Origin of the sequence: Herbaspirillum sp. GW103 (assembly GCF_000261365.1) — a bacterium.
Lineage (GTDB): Bacteria > Pseudomonadota > Gammaproteobacteria > Burkholderiales > Burkholderiaceae_D > Herbaspirillum.
Window position 1 is genome coordinate 384,229 of sequence record NZ_AJVC01000006.1, and the last position, 21,343, is coordinate 405,571.

Here is a 21,343-nt window from a genome sequence, read left to right on the forward strand (position 1 = left end):
CAATAACTTGCCGAAAAGATATTGAATTGGCGTGAATACAGGCAACAAGGACTTGAGATCCTCGTTTTCCTGCTGAACCCAAAGGACTTTTCTCTCGCTTAATCGGTTTGCCAAGGGCTTTTCTGCTGGTTTTGGTGCTTGAAAGTCAACTTTTTGGAAAGATGTCCACTGCGCACGCGCTTTCGGTTCTTTAATTTAGCTGTGGATATATATAAATAGTAGTAGTAGTTAACGTCGCCAAAAACTGTGGATAAGTCGGTTTACACGAAAAAAATCAAGACTTTAGCTTTCTGATAAACGCTTGGTAAGCTTCTGCATTGTCCAGGCACAGATTCTGGACAAAATTTCGTCCGTGGATAAAACGGCGAGATATACCCAAAACGCCCAGCGGATATGCAGAGACTTATCCACAGGGCGCCTTCAAACCCGCGAAAAACAAGGTATGGATAACCCAAAACCGTTCCGCGTCGCCATTTCACCCTCGGGTTTGCAATTTGAACAAGTTCCTGGACTGTCGATTTTGCAATCTGGGTTGCGTGCCGGTATCCGACTGCCCAACTCTTGTCGGAATGGCACTTGCCGGACCTGCATGTGCAAATTGTCCACAGGCGACATCGCGTACCAGATCGAATGGCCAGGATTGACCCGCGAAGAGAAGGCTGAAGGCTGGATCCTGCCCTGCGTGGCCCAGGCGTCTAGCGACCTGGTGCTGGAAGTCCCTGGAGCGCTCGACCTCAGCGCTTGATGTCTTGTCCACCGCTGCTGGCCAGCGCAGACCATTTCAGGCCGCCCTGTGGATAAAAAAAGGCAACAGAGCCCCGGCAGCGGTCGCAGGCGCTCTTTGTTTTCCACAGCAGCATGCCCCCTGCCTGTCTTATCCCCTTGTGCCTTGGCGAGCCCACCAGTGCCTCCGAGACCAGCGCCCCGTGTTTTCTCTTTTCTTGCTGCATTGAGCTTGCCTCTACGCACAGGCTGTGACAGTGGTCGCTGACCGACTGCAGGCCAAGCCGCGTCGCGGGCGAAAGCTCGCGCGCTTAGGCTTTAAATCCAAGCTGTTTATAAAATTAGTAGTGATAGTTAACGCCCTGCGTCTGCTGTGGATAACCTCGTTTACGCGAGAAAAATCAGCTGTTTACAGCAAGGACAAGGCCTTGGGCAAGCTCTGTATGACGCGATCACCGATCTTGGATAAAAATCCGCCTTTGGATAACTTTTTGACTTTTCCCCAATCGGTGAAAAAGTTATTCAGAACTTTATCCACAGGCAACTCCGAAATTGATGGATTCGTGTCGATCCGGGGTGGAATTTCAGGAAGTCACCGATTTCGGGCATTTGGTCCCCGATTTCGCACCTTGGCAGGGGAGAAACAGGGGCCGCCAGGCATGATTTCATGCAATTTCCCCACAGGCGGAAAAAGCAAACGGCTGCCATCGTACGCAGACGAGGCCCTGAAAGCCGCCGGGCCAGGGAAGTTATCCCCTGGCCCGGCGGCAATTTTCTTCCTGTTTTGCGGCTGCCTATTTTTTAGGCGCGGCTTGATGCGGACGGGATTTGCCCGCCGGCGGGGCCTGCGGCGTTTTCTTCACTTCCTCCAGCAGGCGGCCACACTCGGCCTTCTGGTCTGCGTCGATATTGATGAGGGGCAGGATGGCCGCCACCGGTGCCAGCAGGCCGAGCGCCACGGCACCGCCTGCACGCAATGCCAGCACGCCCTTGTTCACGCCGACGTCGGGATCCTTGAAACTGCCCTTGACGTATAGCGGCGAGCGCAAGGAGATGATGCGCAAGCCCTTGCTGTGCGGGTGTACGTTCAGGTCCAGCCGTTCGTGTTTCATGTCGATGCTGCCATCGACCACGATGAGCGCGTCTTCCGTATCCAGCAGCAGGGTCTTGACGGTCATGACGCCGTCGCGCACGGGCAGGTCGCCGGCCAGGCAATTGAGCTTGACCTCCTTGTCGCCGAACAGCTTGCTGATGACCACATTGCCCACATTCAAGCCTGCCGCCTCCAGCAGGAATTTGCTGATGGCGCCCTGGCTGACCAAAGTCTTCACTTCGCCATTGGCCGACCCCAGCATGGCGGCCACCGAATTGCCGCTTGCGCTCAAGCGCGCATCGCCGTTGATCTCGCCGAAGCTGGTACGTGACGCATCGAGCTCCGGATAGAGTTTCTGGATCTTCAGCTTGCGCGCAGAAAGCGTCATATCGGACTTCATCCGGGCGGCCTGGCCGTCCAGTCGGATGGTGGAGGTGAGATTGCCGCCGGCCACCCCGAAGTTGAGCGGGTCCAGCGTGAGAACTTTGTCCTTGAGCATCAGATGCGCCTGCAGATCGCTGATGGGCAAGCCCTTCTGGCGCGTGATGCGCTTGCCCGTGAAGCGTACATCGGCATCCAGTGCACCCCAGGCCTCGGTGCTGAAGGTCTTGACCGGCAGCACCTTGTTGCCGGGCTGGCGTTCTTCGGCGCCGCGTTGCGCCTTCTCGGCATTGGAATCGGCGCCGATGAGCGGCGCCAGGTCGTCAAGCCGCAGGACATTCGAGCTCAGTGTCCCGGTCAGCTGCGGGCGGACCCCGCCGGTGAGGTAATTCAGGCTGCCGTTGAGATCGCTGTCACCGACCTTGCCGCTGAAGTCCTGGTACTGCCACTGACTGCGGTCCGGGGCAATCGTGCCGATCAGGCGACCCTCGGTCGCAAAGGGCGGCGTTTCCGGCAGCAGCACCCCGGTCAGCGGATACAGGTTGCCCATGCTGGCACCGGCGACCGACAGCCGCAGATCCAGTGCCGCCAGCTCGGCCGGCTTGGTCAGGGTGCCGCGCACGCCGACGGTGGTTTTGCCGACCTTGACCAAAGCCTGCAGCGGATAGGGTTGCTGCTGGTCCTGCAGCGAGAGCACCCCGCCCGCCTTGCCTTGACCCGACACCGGCGCCCCGTTGAAGCTGCCGGTCAGTTTCCAGCCCAGTCCGTAGACTTTGTCCTTGTCCGGATCGAGGGTATCGATATCGGCCTTGATGTCGATCTTCTGCACCGCATCGTTGAGCGCCAGCTTGCCCTGGCGCAGGCTGATCCGCCCCAGCTGCATCTGCCAGGTAGAAGGACTGCCGCTGTCGGTCTTGAATGTCCAGTTGTTCACACCCTCACGGTCGCGCAGCAGTGACACGGCCGGCTCCTGTATCTCCAGCGCAGGCAAGGAGATCTTGTGCACAAGCAGCGGTAAGGGATTCAGGGTAAACGTGACCTGCCGCACCGTGACCATCTGGCCGGAGCTGGCCAGGGCTGCCGGATTGCCCAACCGCAGCTTCTCGGCCTGCAAACGCGGCCAGGGTACCCAGCGCGCCCAGAAGCCGGCGGGCGGCGTGCTCGGCTGCGGGCGCTGCCAGTGCAGCGACAGATTGCCGTCGATGGCGAACGCGCGCCCGGTGGTCGCAGAGACGCGCGCGTTGATCCAGGGCTTGGCCCGGTTCCAGTCGAAGGTGAGGAGGAAGATGACCGCGGCGGCGATCACAAGCAACAGGCTGGCGAGCAGCCAAAGGAGGAGTCTGGTCAGGCGCGGCATCGGATCGGCTTCCCTGGTTGGGGTTATCAACAGGCGCCGATGCGCGAACACGGGGGGCTTTCCGGGCGCCTGTCTCCCGCACGCCCGTGGATGAGTCAGATCGGGAAAGCCTCGTGTACGCGCTGCCTCAGCGCTTCATGTTGATACGACCGAATTCGTCATGGGTTGTTGCAGACAAGTGCGCACGCAGCCACTTGTGGGCGGGATTGCGGGCATCGCGTTCATGCCAGAGCATGTCGACGTGTTCTTCCGGGGTCTGGAAGGGCAGTTCCTTGACCACCAGCACCTCGGCCATGCCGGTGGCGGCTACCAGATGGCGCGGCAGCACGGTGATCAGTTCCGAACTGGCCACAATGCGCCCGGCCGTGAAGAACTGGTTCACCGTCAACAGGATCTTGCGCTCGCGGTTCATGCCCGCCAGCACGTCATCGATGACCGCATGGGGTTTGCCCGACAGGCTCACCAACAAGTGATCGGCGCTGCAGTAGCTGTCCAGCGTCAGCGGCTGGGTGGCCAGCGGATGGTTCTTGTGCATCACGCAGACGTATTGCCCCGTATAGAGCCGGGCGTGGCTGATCTGGCTCTTGGCCATGCCCTGGCCGTCGGCCAGTTGCGCGGTCACGCCGGGGAAGAAGCCCACGGCCAGGTCGATGTCACCGCGCAGCAGCATGGCGCGCGGATCGCGGGTGGTCAGCGGCATCATGCGGATCTTGATGCGCGGGGCATCGCGCATGATGGTGCGCACCAGCGAGGGCAGCCACAGCGCGGCCGTGGCATCGACCATGGCCATGCGGAAGGTGTTCTGGGCGCGCGAGATGTCGAAGCTTTCCGGGGCAATCACCGCTTCCAGCTCGGAAAGCGCCCGGCGCACCGTCGGCCAGAGCTCTTCGGCGCGCGGAGTGGGCTTCACACCGTGGGCGGTGCGAATGACCAGGTCATCGTTGAGCGTGTCACGCAGGCGGCGTAGCGCATTGGAGACAGCCGGCTGCGTCATGGCCAGCAGATTGGCCGCGCGCGTGAGGTTCTGCTCGGTCATGACGGCGTCGAATACGCGCAACAGGTTCAGGTCCAGGGTGAGAAAGCTCATAGGGCGGGCCTTTGCGGCGGTAAGGAGAGGCAGTATGGACGCCGGTCATCGCCGGCAGAAATATTATTCACAGATTATATAACTGATATCCGAAACGGAAAGTGGTCAAACAAATGTGAGTTCACTACACTGCAATGCAACATAACACACAACGTCAAGGATCGAATCATGGCAACCATCGCACAAAGCACCAACAGCACCTTCAAGAGCAAGTTCGCCGCCGTCATGCGCAACATCTTCGTGCACTTCGTGAAGGCCCACGAACTGCAAGCCGTTGCTCTGGTCGCCGCCGAACAGGATCGCGCCACCGGCAGCCGCCAGCTCAACCGCATGGCTGACAAGTTCGAAGCCACCCAGCCGAACCTGGCTGCTGAACTGCGCTTCATCGCTTCGCGCGGTTAATCGAAGGTTTCTGCTTCACCAGATTCCAGTTTTACCGGTCCGCATGACTTCTGCGTGACCTTGGCATCAGCCCAAGAGCTTGATGCCGGTAGTGAAGGATTTCGGTAGTTCCCGGCGCTTACGGCGCTTATGTTGACGCTGATTCGATCAACGCGTCAGGACACCGATCCGTTGTCTCCTCCTCCCTCTTTAGGAAGGATTAACCCCGCAGGCACAGCCTGCGGGGTTTTTTTTTGTGGACTGCCCGCAAAGCCGCGCCGGGTGGGCCTGTTGTCCTCGGCGCCTTCATTTCTCCGGGCTCCGACGTGAGCCTTTTTGCCAATTTCCGCAAGTCAGATATTCACCGCCGCGCTCCTTGCCGTCAAATGGCGTTGCAAAACCACATCAGTGCGATCAGACAACAGGGGCTCATGCAGCCATGTTGCCGACAAAGGACGCGCCAGCATCGCTCAGGAAGCCGGTTTTACGCGGGATTGAGAGTGAACCGGCATGCCGGAGCCTTCTTATTCACAAACGCTATAACTGATATGAGAACTCTAAAGTAGTCAATCCAGAGGCCAAGATTCATACTGCGACGCAACAACAGTGAACTTGAACGCCGCGCAATCGTGTCGCGGCCTGATTATCAGAGGTAGAAATATCATGTCCTTCCTGAATCTTGCCTTTCCCGCAGAAGCCGCCCTGCCTTTCGCGCAGTCCTTCCTGGGTTTGATGGCGGCCTATGTCCGTCCGGCGCTGGGTCTGGGAGCACTGGTGACCCTGATGATGGTGTTCAAGCCGCTGATCCTGGGACTGGCGCAAGCCGCCGTGCTGCTGATCAAGCCGCGCAAGTCGCTGGAGCAACGCATCCTGGCGCACAAGTTCAGCGGCAAGATGATGTTGAACCGCATGGCCAACGAATACAGCCTGTCCCAACCGAGTTTTGCCGCCGAACTGCGCAACATGGCCGCGCGTGATTGATCCAGTCCCCGCCTGACCGTAGTTCGAGGCCCACCGGCTTCTGGTCGTGTAGTTGAAGTTTTGTAGTACGTACTGTGTCTCCTCCTCCCTCTTTAGGAAGGATTAGCCCCGCCAGCGCAAGCTCGCGGGGCTTTTTTTGTCCACAGCCCGCGTCATGGGCGGCGGCAATCGTGATAACTTGTCCAGCTGACTATCATCACAGCCTCACCGCAAGACATCATGTGCCAGCTTCTCGGGATGAACTGCAACACCCCCACCGATATCGTCTTCAGCTTCACCGGCTTTGCCACCCGTGGCGGGCTGACCGACCATCATCGCGATGGCTGGGGGATCGCCTTCTTCGAAGGCTCCGGGGTGCGCACCTTCGTCGATCACCAGGCCGCCGTGGATTCCCCGGTGGCCGAGCTGATCAAGCGCTATCCGATCAAGTCGCAGCATGTCATCGCCCATATCCGCAAGGCGACACAAGGGCGTGTCACACTGGCCAACTGCCATCCTTTCGTGCGCGAGCTGTGGGGACGCTACTGGGTATTTGCCCACAATGGTGACCTGAAAAACTTCACCCCCACACTGGACGGGCCTTTCCGCCCGGTCGGCACCACCGATAGTGAACTGGCCTTCTGCTTCATCCTCCAGGAGCTGCGCAAGCGCTTCGGCGATACCCTGCCCTTGCTGGCGGACCTGCGTACTGCACTGCGCGGGATCGTGGAGGGCATCGCCAGCCATGGCACCTTCAACATGCTGCTCTCGGACGGCTCGGCGCTTTATACCCACTGCTCCACCCACCTCTATTACATCGTCCGCCAGCATCCCTTCACGAAGGCCAAGCTGTCCGACGAGGATCTGTCGGTGGACTTTGCCGAAGTCACCACCACCAATGACCGGGTGGCCGTGATCGTCACCCAGCCGCTGACCAACAATGAAGTCTGGACGCAATACCAGGCCGGTGAAATGAAGGTCTTTGTCGATGGGGCCGTGGTCGACTGACGGCGGTTATTTATCTTATCCACAGCCGGAATGTCACATCATTTCATTTGCCCACAGGGGAAATCGGGGACAGGATCCGTCCCTCTCTCAGGTTTTGCACAGGCTGTTACAAAAAACCGCGTCCCCAAGGATGAGCTTGTGTTTTCCACAAGATCGTTACTCTGTCCCCCTATCACCCGCCCCTCAAGCGCCTTTGCGTGAACACGACGAAGATGCCTGCTGCGCAGCCTGTGGATAGATGAAGTTTTTCAGGGTTTTTTGCCGGATCGCCTGTGGATAACTTCAGTTTACCGGAGTAAAATGCGTCCCTCGTTTCGCGCCCGGACGACATCGTCCACAGGCCCGTCCCCTGGACGCGGCGGTCGGGCGCCGCAATCATCCGACAAGAAAGCTTCATGGAAAACTTCTGGCAGGCCTGCTCCCACAAACTTGAGCAGGAGCTGACGCCTCAGCAATACAGCGCCTGGATCAAGCCGCTGGTCCCGCTCGACTTCGAGGACGGGCTGCTGCGCATTGCCGCGCCCAATCGCTTCAAGCTGGACTGGGTCAAGACGCAGTTCGCCAACCGCATCACCGCGCTGGCCTGCGAATACTGGGACGCGCCCACCGAAGTGCAGTTCGTGCTGGACCCGCGCGGCAACCAGGGCCGCCGCCCGGCCGCCAACGCGCAAGCCAATGGCGGTGGCGCCAGCGGCCTGGGTCTGCCCAACCACGAGCAACTGCACCTCGATCCGGAACCGGCCCAGCCGGTGCGCGCGGTAGCCCCGCGCCAGGAACAGTCGCGCATCAACCCGGTGCTGACCTTCGACAACCTGGTGACCGGTAAAGCCAACCAGCTGGCCCGCGCAGCAGCCACCCAGGTGGCCAACAATCCCGGCACGTCCTACAACCCGCTGTTCCTGTACGGCGGTGTGGGTCTGGGTAAAACCCACATCATCCACGCCATCGGCAATCAGGTGCTTGTGGATAACCCGGGCGCCAAGATCCGCTACATCCACGCCGAGCAATACGTACGCGATGTGGTGACGGCTTACCAGCGCAAGGGCTTTGACGATTTCAAGCGCTATTACCATTCGCTGGACCTGCTGCTGATCGACGATATTCAATTCTTCGGCGGCAAGAGCCGCACCCAGGAAGAATTCTTCTACGCCTTCGAAGCCCTGATCGCGGCCAAGAAGCAGATCATCATCACCAGTGATACCTATCCCAAGGAAATCAGCGGCATGGATGACCGCCTGATCTCCCGCTTCGACTCCGGCCTGACGGTGGCCATCGAGCCGCCCGAGCTGGAGATGCGGGTGGCGATCCTGATGAAGAAAGCTTCCGCCGAAGACGTGGTGCTGTCCGACGACGTCGCCTTCTTCGTGGCCAAGCACCTGCGCTCCAACGTGCGCGAGCTCGAAGGCGCCCTGCGCAAGATCCTGGCCTACTCCCGTTTCCACGGCAAGGACATCACCATCGACGTGGTCAAAGAAGCCCTGAAGGACCTGCTGTCGGTACAGAATCGCCAGATCTCGGTGGAAAACATCCAGAAGACCGTGGCCGATTTCTTCAACATCAAGGTCGCGGATATGTATTCCAAGAAGCGCCCGGCCAACATCGCCCGACCGCGCCAGATCGCCATGTACCTGGCCAAGGAGCTGACCCAGAAGAGCCTGCCGGAAATCGGCGACCTCTTCGGCGGGCGCGACCACACCACCGTGCTGCACGCCGTGCGCAAGATCGCGGCCGACCGTGCCAAGAGCCCGGAGTGTAACCATGAACTGCACGTGCTGGAGCAAACCCTGAAGGGTTGATCCGCTCACTCCCGGCGAAAACGCCTGTGGATAAATCGACATGCCGCCCGCTTCCAGCGTGAACCGGGCGGCATTTCTTTTGCACAGGGCATTGCCGCAGAACAATGGCGAATTTCGTCAAAACCGCCTGTGGATAATTGAAAAATCCCGCTTTCGGCGGCATATGAAAGAAAAGACAACACAGCAGCTTCGCCGTCCATTTTTTCCCTCCCAAAGCCCTTGCCGGACCCCCGCCGCACTACTCCGAAGAGGGGATGATTGGTACAATGGAAGGCGTTATTTCGCAGGCGGACGCAAGGGCCGGCCATGGAGCAGGAAATCCGCGAAGTAGCACGGAAAATTCGAATAACTACCCGGCAAGATCCGGCAAAAGTATTCAAATGTTCCAAAAGTATAGCCAAGTGGTTCTGGCTACCCGGGCTTGTCAAGCGCAGATGGACAATGCCGGGTCGCTGTATCACCAGCTTTTCGGGAACGGGTTTTCGGACCGGCAGCGGCCGGTCATGCACGAGCAGGAGCGTTGCGTATTTCAGGCAGGTTGCAGTGCAGAGAGCAGCTGTTTTTCACCCAGAGGAGGAACACGCGCGACATGGGCATGACTGAACGCCGGCCGACGGCGCCCTTTAAACCACTACTAGCAAGGACAAACTGACTATGCAATTGGTTAAAACCCAACGAGACACGCTCCTGCGTCCTCTGCAGATCGTGAGTGGTATTGTCGAGCGTCGGCACACATTGCCGATTCTGGCCAATATTCTCATTCGCAAGGACGGCGAGAAGGTGTCTTTCCTGTCCACCGACATCGAAGTGCAGATCACCACGCACGCCGACGTCGGTTCCGGCAGCGAAGCGACCGCCACCACCGTGGCGGCGCGCAAGCTGCTCGACATCCTGCGCGCCCTGCCTGACTCCGGCGAAGTGGCGATTTCGCTCTCCAACAAGCGTCTGACCGTGCAATCGGGCAAGTCCCGCTTCGCCCTGCAGACACTGGCCGCCGAGGAGTTCCCCACGGTGGCACAGGCCGAGCAGTACAACGCCCAGGTCAACCTGCCGCAGAAGACCCTCAAGCATCTCTTCAACATGGTCCATTTCGCCATGGCCCAGCAGGATATCCGTTACTACCTCAACGGCCTGCTGCTGGTGGTGGAAGGCAAGAACGTCATCGCAGTGGCTACCGATGGCCACCGCCTGGCCTTCTGCCAGGTTGAGACCGAAGAAGACTTCCCGCGTCAGGAAGTCATCATCCCGCGCAAGACCATCATCGAGCTGCAACGTCTGCTCGACGACAGCGACGAGGAAGTCCAGCTGCAGATCGCCAACAACCAGGTCAAGCTGACCTTCGCCGACATCGAGCTGATTTCCAAGCTGGTCGAAGGCAAGTTCCCCGATTACACCCGCGTGGTGCCCAAGGGTTACAAGAACAGCTTCACCATCAGCCGCGACCAGCTGCTGCGCTCGCTGCAACGCGCGGCCATCATGACCAGCGACAAGTTCAAGGGCGTACGCTGGGTGATCGCACCGGGCAGCCTGAAGATCAGCTCCACCAATGCCGACCAGGAAGAAGCGGTCGAAGAACTGGAAATCGACTACGGCGGCGACACCGTGGACATCGGTTTCAACGTCAGCTACCTGCTCGACGTGCTCAACAACCTCAAGAACGACTACGTCAACATCGCCCTGGGCGATGCCAACTCGTCGGCCCTGATCACCATCCCTGACAACGCCGACTTCAAGTACGTCGTCATGCCGATGCGGATCTGAGCAAACCCGCTCCACGCGCCCGAGGGGCCGTCCCAGACGGCCCCTCGGTTGCTTTTAAGAATTCCAAAGATTCGTCCCCAGAATTCCGTTTTTTGCAGCTCCCTAGTCGTTTGGCTAGCATTTTCAGAAGGTAACCATGTCCTCCAGCCCCGCAGACAACACCAATTCCGCGCAACAAAGCTATGGCGCTTCTTCCATCCAGATCCTGGAAGGGCTGGAGGCGGTGCGCAAGCGTCCCGGCATGTACATTGGCGACACCTCTGACGGCACCGGCCTGCACCACCTGGTGTTCGAAGTGCTGGACAACTCGATCGACGAAGCCCTGGCCGGCTATTGCAGCGAGATCCACGTCACCATCCACGCCGACAATTCCATCTCCATCACCGACAACGGCCGCGGCATCCCCACGGGCCTGAAGATGGACGACAAGCACGAACCCAAGCGTTCGGCGGCCGAAATCGTGATGACCGAACTGCACGCCGGCGGCAAGTTCGACCAGAACTCCTACAAGGTCTCCGGCGGCCTGCACGGCGTGGGCGTGTCGTGCGTGAATGCACTGTCGAAGAAACTGAAGCTCACCATCCGCCGCGATGGCAAGGTGCACGCGATGGAATTCGCCAAGGGCATCGTGCAGAACCGCGAGCTGGAGATGATCGATGGCGTGCAGGTCTCCCCGATCAAGGTCGTGGGCGAATCCGACAAGCGCGGCACCGAAGTCCACTTCTGGGCCGACGAAGAAATCTTCACCCACGTCGAATTCCACTACGAGATCCTGGCCAAGCGTATCCGTGAACTGTCCTTCCTGAACAATGGCGTTCATATCAAGCTGACCGACCAGCGTACCGGCAAGGAAGAGGACTTCGCCTTCGAAGGCGGCACGCGCGGCTTCGTGGAATACATCAACAAGAACAAGAGCATCCTCAACCCGACCATTTTCCAGGCTACCGGCGAGAAGCAATCCGACCAGGGCACGTTGGTATCGGTGGACGTGTCGATGCAATGGAACGACGCCTTCAACGAGCAGGTGCTGTGCTTTACCAACAACATCCCGCAGCGTGACGGTGGCACCCACCTGACCGGCCTGCGTGCCGCGATGACCCGCGTCATCAACAAGTACATCGAAGAAAACGATCTCGCCAAGAAGGCCAAGGTCGAGATCTCCGGCGACGACATGCGCGAAGGCCTGACCTGCGTGCTGTCGGTGAAGGTGCCGGAACCGAAGTTCAGTTCGCAGACCAAGGACAAGCTGGTCTCCAGCGAAGTGCGCGGCCCCGTGGAAGAAATCGTCGCCAAGACCCTGACCGACTTCCTGGCCGAGAAGCCGAACGATGCCAAGATCATCTGCGGCAAGATCGTCGAAGCCGCGCGTGCCCGTGAGGCTGCGCGCAAGGCACGCGAACTGACGCGCCGCAAGGGCGTGATGGATGGTTTGGGTTTGTCTTCCAAGCTGGCCGATTGCCAGGAACGTGACCCGGCCCTGTGCGAGCTGTACATCGTCGAGGGTGACTCCGCAGGCGGCTCGGCCAAGCAAGGCCGCGACCGTAAATTCCAGGCCATCCTGCCGCTGCGCGGCAAGGTCTTGAACGTGGAGAAGGCGCGCTTCGAGAAGATGCTCTCATCCGAGCAGATCACGACGCTCATCGCGACCCTGGGCACTAGCATCGGTGCTGACGAATTCAACCCGGACAAGCTGCGCTATCACCGCATCATCATCATGACCGATGCGGACGTTGACGGCGCCCACATCCGCACGCTGCTGCTGACGCTCTTCTATCGCCAGATGCCGGCGCTGGTCGAACGCGGCCACATCTATATCGCCCAGCCGCCGCTGTACAAGGTCAAGGCGGGCAAGGACGAGCGCTACCTGAAGGACGACTTCGAGGAAGCGCAGTACATGATGCAGATCGCCCTGAACGACGCCGAGATCAAGCCTTCCGAAGGTGCTGCGCCGATCAGCGGCGAAGCGCTGGTGGAACTGGCACGGCAGTACAACACGGCCAACGCCATCATCATGCGCCTGTCGCGCGCGATCGATGAATCGGCCCTGAACGCCATCATGACCGGTGGCGTGGCGCTGAAGATGGACAACATCGAGCAGGCCACCGCCACCGCGGAAGACCTGAAGAAGGCCATCAACGACATCAACATCGACGTGCAGGCGCGCGTGGATGAGCATAGCGAGAAGGTGGCGCTGCATATCCATCGTCGCCAGCATGGCAACATCAAGGCGACCGTGATCGATGCGGACTTCGTGAGCGGCCCGGATTACCAGCAGCTCTCGACGGCGGCCGAGACCTTCAAGGGACTCATCGGCAAGGGTGCCATCGTGGCGCGCGGCCAGGGCGAGAAGCGCAAGGAATCGGTCATCACCGAATTCCGCCAGGCCATGGCCTGGTTGCGTGATGAGGCTGAGCGTGGCGTCAACAAGCAGCGTTACAAAGGTCTGGGTGAGATGAATCCCGAGCAGCTGTGGGAAACCACCATGGATCCGACTGTGCGTCGTTTGCTGAAGGTGCAGATCGAGGATGCGATTGCTGCGGATCAGATCTTCATGACCTTGATGGGCGATGATGTGGAGCCGCGTCGGGCGTTTATTGAATCCAATGCGTTGCAGGCGGGGAATATTGACGTTTGATCTCAATGTAGCGGGAGCCATAACCTGAGATTTTGAGAAGCATCCGTTGAGATTTTTATCAAACGGTGCCGCTCGATAGCTCAGTTCGATGCTTCACTTTTCAAAGTTGCTTCGAAAAACAAACGGCCACTTCCAAGAAGTGGCCGTTTGTTTTTACGATTAAGCAAAGCAGCTATATTGCATTTCCAAATGCCGCTTGCTCCAGTACCTCGTGTTCTTGCCGCCACCCCAGCATGACCTGACCGACTAGGCTCCAGAAGGCTTTGGTGTGATTCTTCTCGATGGTATGGCATAGCTCATGGACTATGATGTAGTCCTGCACACTGCCGGCCAGTTCCATTACTCTTGGGTGAAACTGCAAGACGTTCCCGGCGTCGCAGCTTGCCCATCGACTTTGAAAAAGTCGGATATTGGCCCCTGCCGCTTTCAGCCCTGTTTTGCGCTCCCAATGTCGAACCCGTGGAAGCAGTTTCTCTTCCGCGCGCTTACGGTAGAAATCCTCCAACAGGGGGGCCATGGCCTGAGATGTGATTGTGGCCCCCCACGGACTTTCCACAATAAAGCGTGACGCTGTAAAAGTCAGCCGTGGCGCTGTCAGAGCAGACACGTGCCGAACCTCCGTGAAATAGCTGCGCCCGCAATACTTGAGCCGGCTGCCGGTCACGATGACATCTTCAGCATATGGCTTGTTAACCAGCGCCAGCTTCTCGCGTACTCTCACATTTGGAGAACTTAGAGCAACGAATGATGGAAGATCTGATTCAAAAAGGCAGAGCCATTATGAATCTGAAACAAAGCGGACTCCCCCCCGAAAACTGCAATTTTAGTCTCATCCCCGGAGAGCCTTTATCCAACCACGTCAAAGTCTATTGAAGGCAATCTAGAACTCCAGAGAACTGGAATATGATGGGTGTGCAGCCAGGGGGCTAGGTTCATCAACACTACGCTTTATCTGCGAGGTCATGACGCCCCTAAATGCAAAAGGGTCCATATGTTTATCACTTATGGACCCTTTTTTCTCGGGTTATGTGGCTATCTACAATTGAGTGTAGCAGGCACCATAAAGTGAGATTTTCCAACCCCACCGGGTCTGGCTTTGCGCGTCTTCGATAAGCATCTCTTGAGATTTTTAGAAGCAAAACGTGCGACTCATCTCTGCATCGCATCGCGCACTAGGCTCATGCATGTGCTTCGTAACAACCGTCACCCATCAGGTCCAACTATATGGGAATCACAAAATACATCTTCCGATAGAGCAATTTTTTGCAGATTTCTTGCTGTCGCATTTCGTAATTGCACTTAGCTAGAGCTTAGTCTGTACAAGCCAAAAGCCTGATGTTCGACAGCTGCACAGCAGCGTCCCATATTATCTGGCTTGGCGTGAAACTCTGCGTGGCCTGTCACACCAATAGTCTAGGCTCACTCCTTGTCAGAGGATTTCTGCATTTCTCCACCTAACGCCGAAGTAATCGCACCTGGTAGCTTTGCTTGGTTGGTCTGCACCCAGTTCTGATACAGCGCCGATGCAGTTTCTTTGACAAGCAATAGCGCGCAAACACCGACGATACCCAGCGCTGCAATACAGTACCGAACCTTAGGAAACGGCGCGAGCGATGCATGCTGTCGTCCGACATGCCAAAGCAGGCCAAAACACACAAGGAAGCCAACTACAGCAGCGACAACGAATGGGAATTTCACTTTGAAGAACCACACTAGCAATGCTCCAACAACTCCAAAAGCAAGAATCCCGGGAAGCACTCCGCAAAGTAGAATAAATCGCAAGGCCGCCTGACGGGCAGCTCTCTGCTGTTCTATTTTTTGCTCTTTTTCTTTGTAAAGCTGAAGCTGCCGGTCTATATTTGATTTTTCCGCATTTACAACGGCAAGCTGGCTTTCCAGTTCCGTGAGTTTTTTATCGGCATTTTGGACCTGTCCAAGGGCGAAATCTCTTTCTTCTGAGACCTCATTTTTTTGAGATTCAATATTGTTTTTTTGGTCAAGCAGTAATGCTGCTTCTTTTGTTCGACGGTCGACGAGAGCGTCCTTGTCCTGAGCCTCCGCCTCCAACTGCTTCACTCTTTGAACAGTGCTTTCGTGGACAGCGAGCAGCTCGTCACGAATGATGGCCACCTCTTCTTCTGAAGTTTTGGCATCCTTAAACCTAGAACGAACAGCCTGGTTCAAAAGGATTGTTTGGAGTTCCGAGGTCGAGAACGTGTGCACATCCTCGAAGTTGGCCATCTTCCGAAGAATAGATAATGTGACATCTTCCGTATCGCTATCGAAATCACGGAAGAGAAGCGGGAGTCGCAAACTGCCAAAAAGTGCCTTTTCAAAATCGGCGGAACGCGGGGTCCAGAATTGGGCGTACTGGATGAAACTACTCGGGTCAATACATACGGGAACGGAATTCGGATTTCGTCCACGTTTAAACGCATCGAATCCAAGGAGCCTCTTGTCCAGCGTTACAAACCAATCTGTCGCATCCAGTGGCGAGGCGAGGCCTAATGGGCGAGCTCGCTGTACGCAATGCCAGACATAAACGTCATGTTTGATAGCTTCATGGTTCTTCCGACGGTCCTCTGGCTTCTTGGACTCACGCTCCTCCATGGTCAATACGTCGTCGAGGAAGTCTTGGTCTAGCGTAGAAAGCAACAATGAGCGGTCAATAATCTCAATATTTCGGCCCCTCAAAATACCCGCTAGGCCAGAAATATATGGCTCAAAGTATTCACTAGGAGTCAGTCCAGTTTTCGACTGACTCGCGGCCTGAAAATACCGGACATAAACTCCCGACAGGTTGGAATACATACCCACACGGGCAACATTCGATGGCATCGGGTTAGAACCGAGATGAAGCATGGCCGCATTAAGGACCCGCGTTGCTTCGTCAATGGTCTCTGGAAAGACGAAAAGCTTCAGCTGTACAGGTGAATTTGGATTTCGGTTCAAAGCCATCAGGCTCTGGACGCTATCGTCCTGGTCATGGTCACGCAGCGACAACACCGAAAAAAGTGCGTTGGTATCTAGGAATAACTTTACGGAGCTCTTACGAGTGCGCTTTCTATCAAGTGCTTCAATCGTGGAGTTATCTAAACTTACAGCGCTTACGAAGAAAGTCGCCGCAACGCGCTTGAGAATGAACTGACACGTTTGTTGGTTACTAGGGTCAAGAAACTTTATGATGGCGTGGGTTACCGCTTCCCGCACCTCGGCGGGTAACTGCTCAATCACCGGGCCGAGTCCTTCCGTGGGGAGCTCAGTATTCCCGCCCGAGATGAGGTTGAGCGTGTTGGCACCTGACTTGGCAATAAGCGGATACAAATAATCGTTCTCGAAACTAATCCAAAGCGTCGACGCATCCACATTTGGAGCGGCTTCTTGAATCAATGCCTCGAAACGAGCACGAGACGCAGCCTCTTCTGCAGAAGTGGCTGCCATCGCCTCGTCAATTTCGCGAATCGCCTCTTGCCGGAGCCGATAGCAGGCTTTAGGGTTCTCTAAAAGTTTCTTGTCCGACGACAGCTGAGCAATCGCTTTCTCAATTGCCCCAGAACCAAAGTCATGAGTCGTCGCCCTTTTAACTTCTTCACGTAGTTCCTGCTTGGTTATGGCGCCCCCTTTGCGCGCACGTAAAACAGCAAGAATAATTTTGACAAGAGTTTTTTGAACCCATCCACTTTCATTCAGCTCCACATAGTGGACGAGCGATACCAATTCTTTGGTTAGTTTTACTTGTTCTGTCATCTTATAAAAATCTCTGTTGCGCAATTCCATGGGCAGCCCTCCTCTTCCCACAAACAGCACCGGAATGTTGCTCACTAACGAGCAACGTGAAAGCAACTTCATAGAGCAGTAATCAGGCGTTCGCTAAATTGCCTCGAAAAAAGCGGACATCAAGAACATATTTTACCGCCCTATAAGTTAAATCAGAATTAACTTCCATCGTGACTCTAATGCTAACAAAAAGTACCTGCGAAAGAGGATTAACGACTGCGAGGTCGACTTGTATCACCACTTCCTCGGGAGCAATAGAAGTCACGGTTGCGCAATGCGCTTCCGACTGCCCTCCACCCGAAAGAAAATTCTTTTCAGATAGGCTTCTCTTTCACGCGGATGGTATCCCGAATGTCCGCCGGCAGTGCTGCGGGCGTTCTAACAGTAACCTCTGTACCAATCAGGTCGCTAACCATGCCCTAGATTCGCCCCAAGTCCCTTGGACGAATAGCTCCCTTTGGGTCCACCAGCAGGTACAGGCCGGTATAATCTGAGTCATACCCCTCGGCCGAAAACCTGTAGCGTTTAGGATTTTCAGCTCAGAACTTTTTGTCTATCTGGAGAACTTCACCTTCGGGCTCGAGAATGCGCTGTGCTGGTCGCGCCTTTTCCCTCACGTGGTCCCTTTCGAGCCTAGCGTTTTAGAATGGAGCAGTCTCGTGAATTGACCTCAGCTACTCCTTGCCGGGCGACTCGGACGCGACTTTCAACAAATGTACCGCACGGCCCTCGATTGAGGTAGCAATCTTACGGAGCAATGTCCGCTCCTGCTGCGTGTAAACGTCGCTCTTTGCCAAAATTGGCGCATGTGCCCTCACGGCAGTAGCCAGGGCCTTCAGTTCTTCAACAAGCGTGTCGCGCGCAATACCTGCTTCTTCCGCAAAAATCGTTAGGTCATCAGCAACGACGTCCTCGACCAAGAAGGCATTACCGAACGCCATCGCCATTTCACTACCCATGTCATAGACGCGCGTGCAGACGAGGTCATAGGCCGGGGCCGGCATGATTCCGAGCCTATGCTGGAAGAACGAAAAGTTCTTTGCGTGCGCATCGCTATTTCCAATGAGCATGTTGAAAAGTGCCCATCTCACGATGGCCATCCTTCCTTCCAGGGACACCATGAAATGTCGGTCCAGTTCGAACATTTCACGGAAGCCGATACCGGTACGCCTCTCCCGATATCCGCCTCCATGCCCCTCTGGACACTCGTACTTGAAGAAGGGATGTTCTCCAAGCGCTTGGCACGCATCCAAGGTGTGTACACGCTCAACCATTTCCGGGTGCCGGACAATGTTTCTGGCACGGTCAAAGCGTTCCACCAGCAAGACGGGTTCTGGGACACGTCGGATTTCAACGTTGGCTACAGGTAAACCCACCGTTCTAGCGAGAGAAATGCAGAAGTGCTCGTTAGCGACCATGCGCCGCGTGCTTTGTCCGTGGGGCTCGGGTTTCAGTATGTGGCTCGAATTTAAACATCCGCCGACGAACTGGAGGTCATCGCCTTCCAGGCGCACCTGGAGCTTATCTTGTACACCGGCTAACGACTGGTAGAAAACATCATCCCAGAAAGCGAATGGGATGGTGCCCCGGTGTCGGATACGTTTGGACAATTCCGATGTTGACAGCTCACGGACGACTGGCGGTCTATCATCGGGAACGCCCAACTCCTCCACATCCAGGTCGAATCCCACGGCACCCGCCGGCTCTCGACATAGATAGACGGCCATTGCGCAAGCATTCGCGTGACTGAGCTGATATCGGCGAGCGGCTTGTCCTCGCGCCTCCCCTTCTGGCAGAAGATTCAACAAATGGTCTCGAATCACCCTGTAGGGAGCTTGGCCCTCCTTGAGAGGAAGGTGAGGTGACAGTGGATAGGAATAGTCCCATGTTCTCCACACCCGGCTATAACTGAGGTTGCACTCCTCCTCTAAAGGGCTGTATTCGATGTCGGCGATAAGCTGGTTTGCTGTAGTCGCGCAGATACTAGGTCGACCTCTTGCCAGTAGCTTGGCTATATCCATCACATCCTCCACTGCAAGAAAAAACTCATGCTTTAGACGGCACCTCCGGGGTATGCAAAGGAGAGGCCAACTAAAACAGTCATGCACGCCCGACTGGACCTTGACATGGCGTCGCGCAGGAACGATAAATTCATGCAATGAACACTCGAGTCAAAGACGTCGTTGCTAAACTGTACCGTCCGTCAGCGCAGGGCAGGCAGGTATTCGCCCTGTCCCGAGGCGACGCGGAACGCATCCCGCTGATTGACGGGGTGGCCATGATTTCCATCACTGCCCCTGAGAAACATCCTGCCCAGCTGCCTGAGTACAAGTATTTGCTGAGACTAAGCTTCGCAGACGTCGATTTCCTTGGCGAGCTCTCGGCACGCGCGGCGGAGAAACTACCTTCGGCAATGACTAAAGACGATGCAGAAGACATATTGCGATTCACCCAAGCGCTTCCAGATACTATCCACACGTTGCTCGTCCACTGTGAGGGCGGATTCTCAAGGTCAGCCGGCGTGGTGACTGCTCTGAGGGACCTGTATGGCTACGCCGCCGAGAACGCAAGGCTCGTCCAGGCAAATCCTAGTGTCGTCAAAACTATCTTGGAGGCTGCACGACCGGAAACCACCAAGAAGCGAAAATCAAAAAGGTAGAGAAAATCCGCACCTTGATGCATTGAGAGCCGAATCCCAAAAGGGCTGTGGATAACTTGGGTTGTTGTTCAACGCTAGTCTTGAGAATGCAGAAGCCCCGACTAGCGGGGCTTCTGGTCCATCGGGTCCGATTCCCCTTACCTAGCGATTGCTAGACCAGATAGCACTTGGTGGGCGACCTCGCGAGTCGGCTCAAGAGGCCCTTTCATACAGCTTAGCAAGCAGGCGCACTTATTCCACCACTTCCCGAACAACAAAAAATCGCCGCCATCCTCACGGCCGTGGACGACAAGCTGGACATTATCGCCCGCCAGATTGAAGCTACCCAGAACCCAAGCCACTACTATGTAGATTCAAGTTGTGGTGTTCGGGCCTTTCGTTCTCAAAATGTTCGAGAGAACAGCTAAATGAAACCAACTGGGCATACATATCTGCGGAAGGACACGCGAAAAATCGGAAATCGATATTGCATGTCGGCGATGTTGTTGTAGTACGGACCGGATTCGCAGGGGTCGCATGCGTCGTCCCAGAGCACTTGGATGGGGTGAACTGTATTGACGTGCTTTTCGCCCGTCCCAACAAGGCGTTGTTGCTTCCCGAATATCTCTGTGAGTTGAGCTGGCCAAGCGCATCGGCCAAGGTTCAGAGCGCATCATCTTCACTCTGCTGCAGAAGTTCGCTACTGCCTCCAAGCTGCCCGAGTGCTACAACCCATCGGCAGACATGATCGTGCTGGTAGACGAAGGCCACCGCAGTCACGGTGGCGAAACCCACGAGCGCATGCGCAAGGCGCTGCCGCGTGCGGCCTATGTGGCTTTCACCGGCACGCCCTTGTTGAAGAAGGACAAGACGGCCAACAAGTTCGGCCCCATCGTCCATGCTTACACCATGCAGCGTGCCGTGGAAGACGGCACGGTGGCACCGCTGCTGTATGAAGAGCGTGTGCCGGAACTGACCATCAATGAAGAGGCCGTCAACCGCTGGTTTGATCGCATCACGGCGGGGTTGAGCCCCGAGCAGGCCGCCGACCTCAAGCGCAAGTTCGCCAACAAGCAGGCCGTCTATGGGGCCGCCAACCGCATCGAACTCATCGCCTGGGACATCGCCCAACATTTCAACGAGAACATCAAGAAGCTCGGGCAAGGTCTCAAAGGTCAGGTGGCCACCGCCAGCAAGCTGGAAGCCATTCGCTACAAGCAATACCTTGATGACACGGGCCTGGTGAGCAGTGCCGTCATCATTTCCGCACCAGACAGCCGTGAAGGCAATACCGAGGTGGATGAGAGCAAGCTGCCCGAAGTGCAGAAATGGTGGAACAGCCATGTCGGCAAGAATGCCGAAGGCTATGAGCAACAGGTCTTGCAGGACTTTGGCAGCGATGGCGAGCCGGATCTGTTGATCGTGGTTGACCGGCTGTTGACGGGCTTTGATGAGCCGCGCAACACGGTGCTCTACATCGACAAGCCCTTGAAGGAGCACAGCCTGATCCAGGCAGTGGCCCGCGTGAACCGCCTGCACGAAGCCAAACGCTACGGTGTACTGGTGGATTACCGCGGCATCCTGAAGGAGCTGGACACGGCCGTGCGTGCCTATCAAGACCTGGAGAACCGAACGCAAGGCGGCTACGAGCTGGCCGACATCGAGGGTCTCTATCAGCAGATGAGCACCGAGTACATCCGCATCAACGGCACCCTGGTCGGCGGATTGATCGGGGCCCTGCTGTTC

At 56.8% G+C, this 21,343-nt stretch carries 15 protein-coding genes and 1 pseudogene; 10 read left to right on the forward strand and 6 right to left on the reverse strand.

Annotated features, from left to right (window positions below; genetic code table 11):
* The first annotated feature begins 442 nt into the window (after positions 1 to 442).
* Positions 443 to 745, forward strand: a complete 303-nt coding sequence (locus tag GWL_RS20275; protein ID WP_034351717.1) for a 2Fe-2S iron-sulfur cluster-binding protein — start codon at positions 443 to 445, stop codon at positions 743 to 745.
* Here GWL_RS20275 and GWL_RS24065 read toward each other — a convergent pair.
* From GWL_RS24065 to GWL_RS20290, 3 genes are all read right to left on the reverse strand, one after another.
* Positions 735 to 860: a hypothetical protein gene (locus GWL_RS24065; protein ID WP_008333915.1), complete on the reverse strand. Its 126-nt coding sequence runs from the start codon at positions 858 to 860 to the stop codon at positions 735 to 737. The genes GWL_RS20275 and GWL_RS24065 overlap by 11 nt on opposite strands.
* A gap of 657 nt (positions 861 to 1,517) precedes the next feature.
* Positions 1,518 to 3,554: an AsmA family protein gene (locus GWL_RS20285; protein WP_008333920.1), complete on the reverse strand. Its 2,037-nt coding sequence runs from the start codon at positions 3,552 to 3,554 to the stop codon at positions 1,518 to 1,520.
* Between the two features lie 127 nt (positions 3,555 to 3,681).
* Entirely contained in the window at positions 3,682 to 4,641 is a 960-nt protein-coding gene (locus GWL_RS20290; RefSeq protein WP_008333922.1) for a LysR family transcriptional regulator, read from the reverse strand.
* A 168-nt stretch (positions 4,642 to 4,809) separates the two neighbouring features.
* On the opposite strand from GWL_RS20290, the gene GWL_RS20295 reads away from it, so the two are divergent.
* The 6 genes from GWL_RS20295 to gyrB all read left to right on the forward strand — a co-directional run bounded on the left by GWL_RS20295 (position 4,810) and on the right by gyrB (position 13,182).
* The gene (locus tag GWL_RS20295; RefSeq protein ID WP_008333924.1) at positions 4,810 to 5,043 is read left to right on the forward strand and encodes a hypothetical protein; all 234 of its coding nucleotides are present in this window, start codon (positions 4,810 to 4,812) and stop codon (positions 5,041 to 5,043) included.
* A 642-nt stretch (positions 5,044 to 5,685) separates the two neighbouring features.
* Complete coding sequence (locus GWL_RS20300) at positions 5,686 to 6,003, forward strand: hypothetical protein (protein ID WP_008333926.1); 318 nt, start codon at positions 5,686 to 5,688, stop codon at positions 6,001 to 6,003.
* A gap of 219 nt (positions 6,004 to 6,222) precedes the next feature.
* Positions 6,223 to 6,990, forward strand: a complete 768-nt coding sequence (locus GWL_RS20305; RefSeq protein ID WP_034351523.1) for a class II glutamine amidotransferase — start codon at positions 6,223 to 6,225, stop codon at positions 6,988 to 6,990.
* Positions 6,991 to 7,385: 395 nt separating this feature from the next.
* A complete protein-coding gene (gene dnaA / locus GWL_RS20310) occupies positions 7,386 to 8,786 on the forward strand; it encodes a chromosomal replication initiator protein DnaA (protein WP_008333930.1) in 1,401 nt (466 codons plus the stop codon).
* A gap of 654 nt (positions 8,787 to 9,440) precedes the next feature.
* Positions 9,441 to 10,547 carry a DNA polymerase III subunit beta gene (dnaN, locus tag GWL_RS20315; protein WP_008333931.1) on the forward strand — a complete coding sequence of 369 codons (1,107 nt, stop codon included), beginning with the start codon at positions 9,441 to 9,443 and terminating at the stop codon, positions 10,545 to 10,547.
* Positions 10,548 to 10,683: 136 nt separating this feature from the next.
* Positions 10,684 to 13,182, forward strand: a complete 2,499-nt coding sequence (gene gyrB / locus GWL_RS20320; RefSeq protein ID WP_008333934.1) for a DNA topoisomerase (ATP-hydrolyzing) subunit B — start codon at positions 10,684 to 10,686, stop codon at positions 13,180 to 13,182.
* A gap of 172 nt (positions 13,183 to 13,354) precedes the next feature.
* Here the strand turns inward: gyrB and GWL_RS20325 are convergent, their stop codons facing one another.
* The 3 genes from GWL_RS20325 to GWL_RS20335 all read right to left on the reverse strand — a co-directional run bounded on the left by GWL_RS20325 (position 13,355) and on the right by GWL_RS20335 (position 18,980).
* Positions 13,355 to 13,903 carry a YgjP-like metallopeptidase domain-containing protein gene (locus GWL_RS20325; RefSeq protein WP_081486106.1) on the reverse strand — a complete coding sequence of 183 codons (549 nt, stop codon included), beginning with the start codon at positions 13,901 to 13,903 and terminating at the stop codon, positions 13,355 to 13,357.
* A 698-nt stretch (positions 13,904 to 14,601) separates the two neighbouring features.
* Positions 14,602 to 16,959 carry a hypothetical protein gene (locus GWL_RS20330; RefSeq protein ID WP_008333937.1) on the reverse strand — a complete coding sequence of 786 codons (2,358 nt, stop codon included), beginning with the start codon at positions 16,957 to 16,959 and terminating at the stop codon, positions 14,602 to 14,604.
* Positions 16,960 to 17,633: 674 nt separating this feature from the next.
* Positions 17,634 to 18,980 carry a HipA domain-containing protein gene (locus tag GWL_RS20335; RefSeq protein WP_157174296.1) on the reverse strand — a complete coding sequence of 449 codons (1,347 nt, stop codon included), beginning with the start codon at positions 18,978 to 18,980 and terminating at the stop codon, positions 17,634 to 17,636.
* Positions 18,981 to 19,117: 137 nt separating this feature from the next.
* On the opposite strand from GWL_RS20335, the gene GWL_RS20340 reads away from it, so the two are divergent.
* The 3 genes and pseudogenes from GWL_RS20340 to GWL_RS20345 all read left to right on the forward strand — a co-directional run.
* The gene (locus GWL_RS20340; RefSeq protein WP_034351525.1) at positions 19,118 to 19,618 is read left to right on the forward strand and encodes a hypothetical protein; all 501 of its coding nucleotides are present in this window, start codon (positions 19,118 to 19,120) and stop codon (positions 19,616 to 19,618) included.
* 233 nt (positions 19,619 to 19,851) lie between these two features.
* The gene (locus tag GWL_RS24145) at positions 19,852 to 20,025 is read left to right on the forward strand and encodes a restriction endonuclease subunit S (RefSeq protein ID WP_202799765.1); all 174 of its coding nucleotides are present in this window, start codon (positions 19,852 to 19,854) and stop codon (positions 20,023 to 20,025) included.
* 208 nt (positions 20,026 to 20,233) lie between these two features.
* Positions 20,234 to 21,301, forward strand: a pseudogene (locus tag GWL_RS20345) (DEAD/DEAH box helicase family protein); the annotation flags it as partial.
* Positions 21,302 to 21,343: the final 42 nt, after the last annotated feature.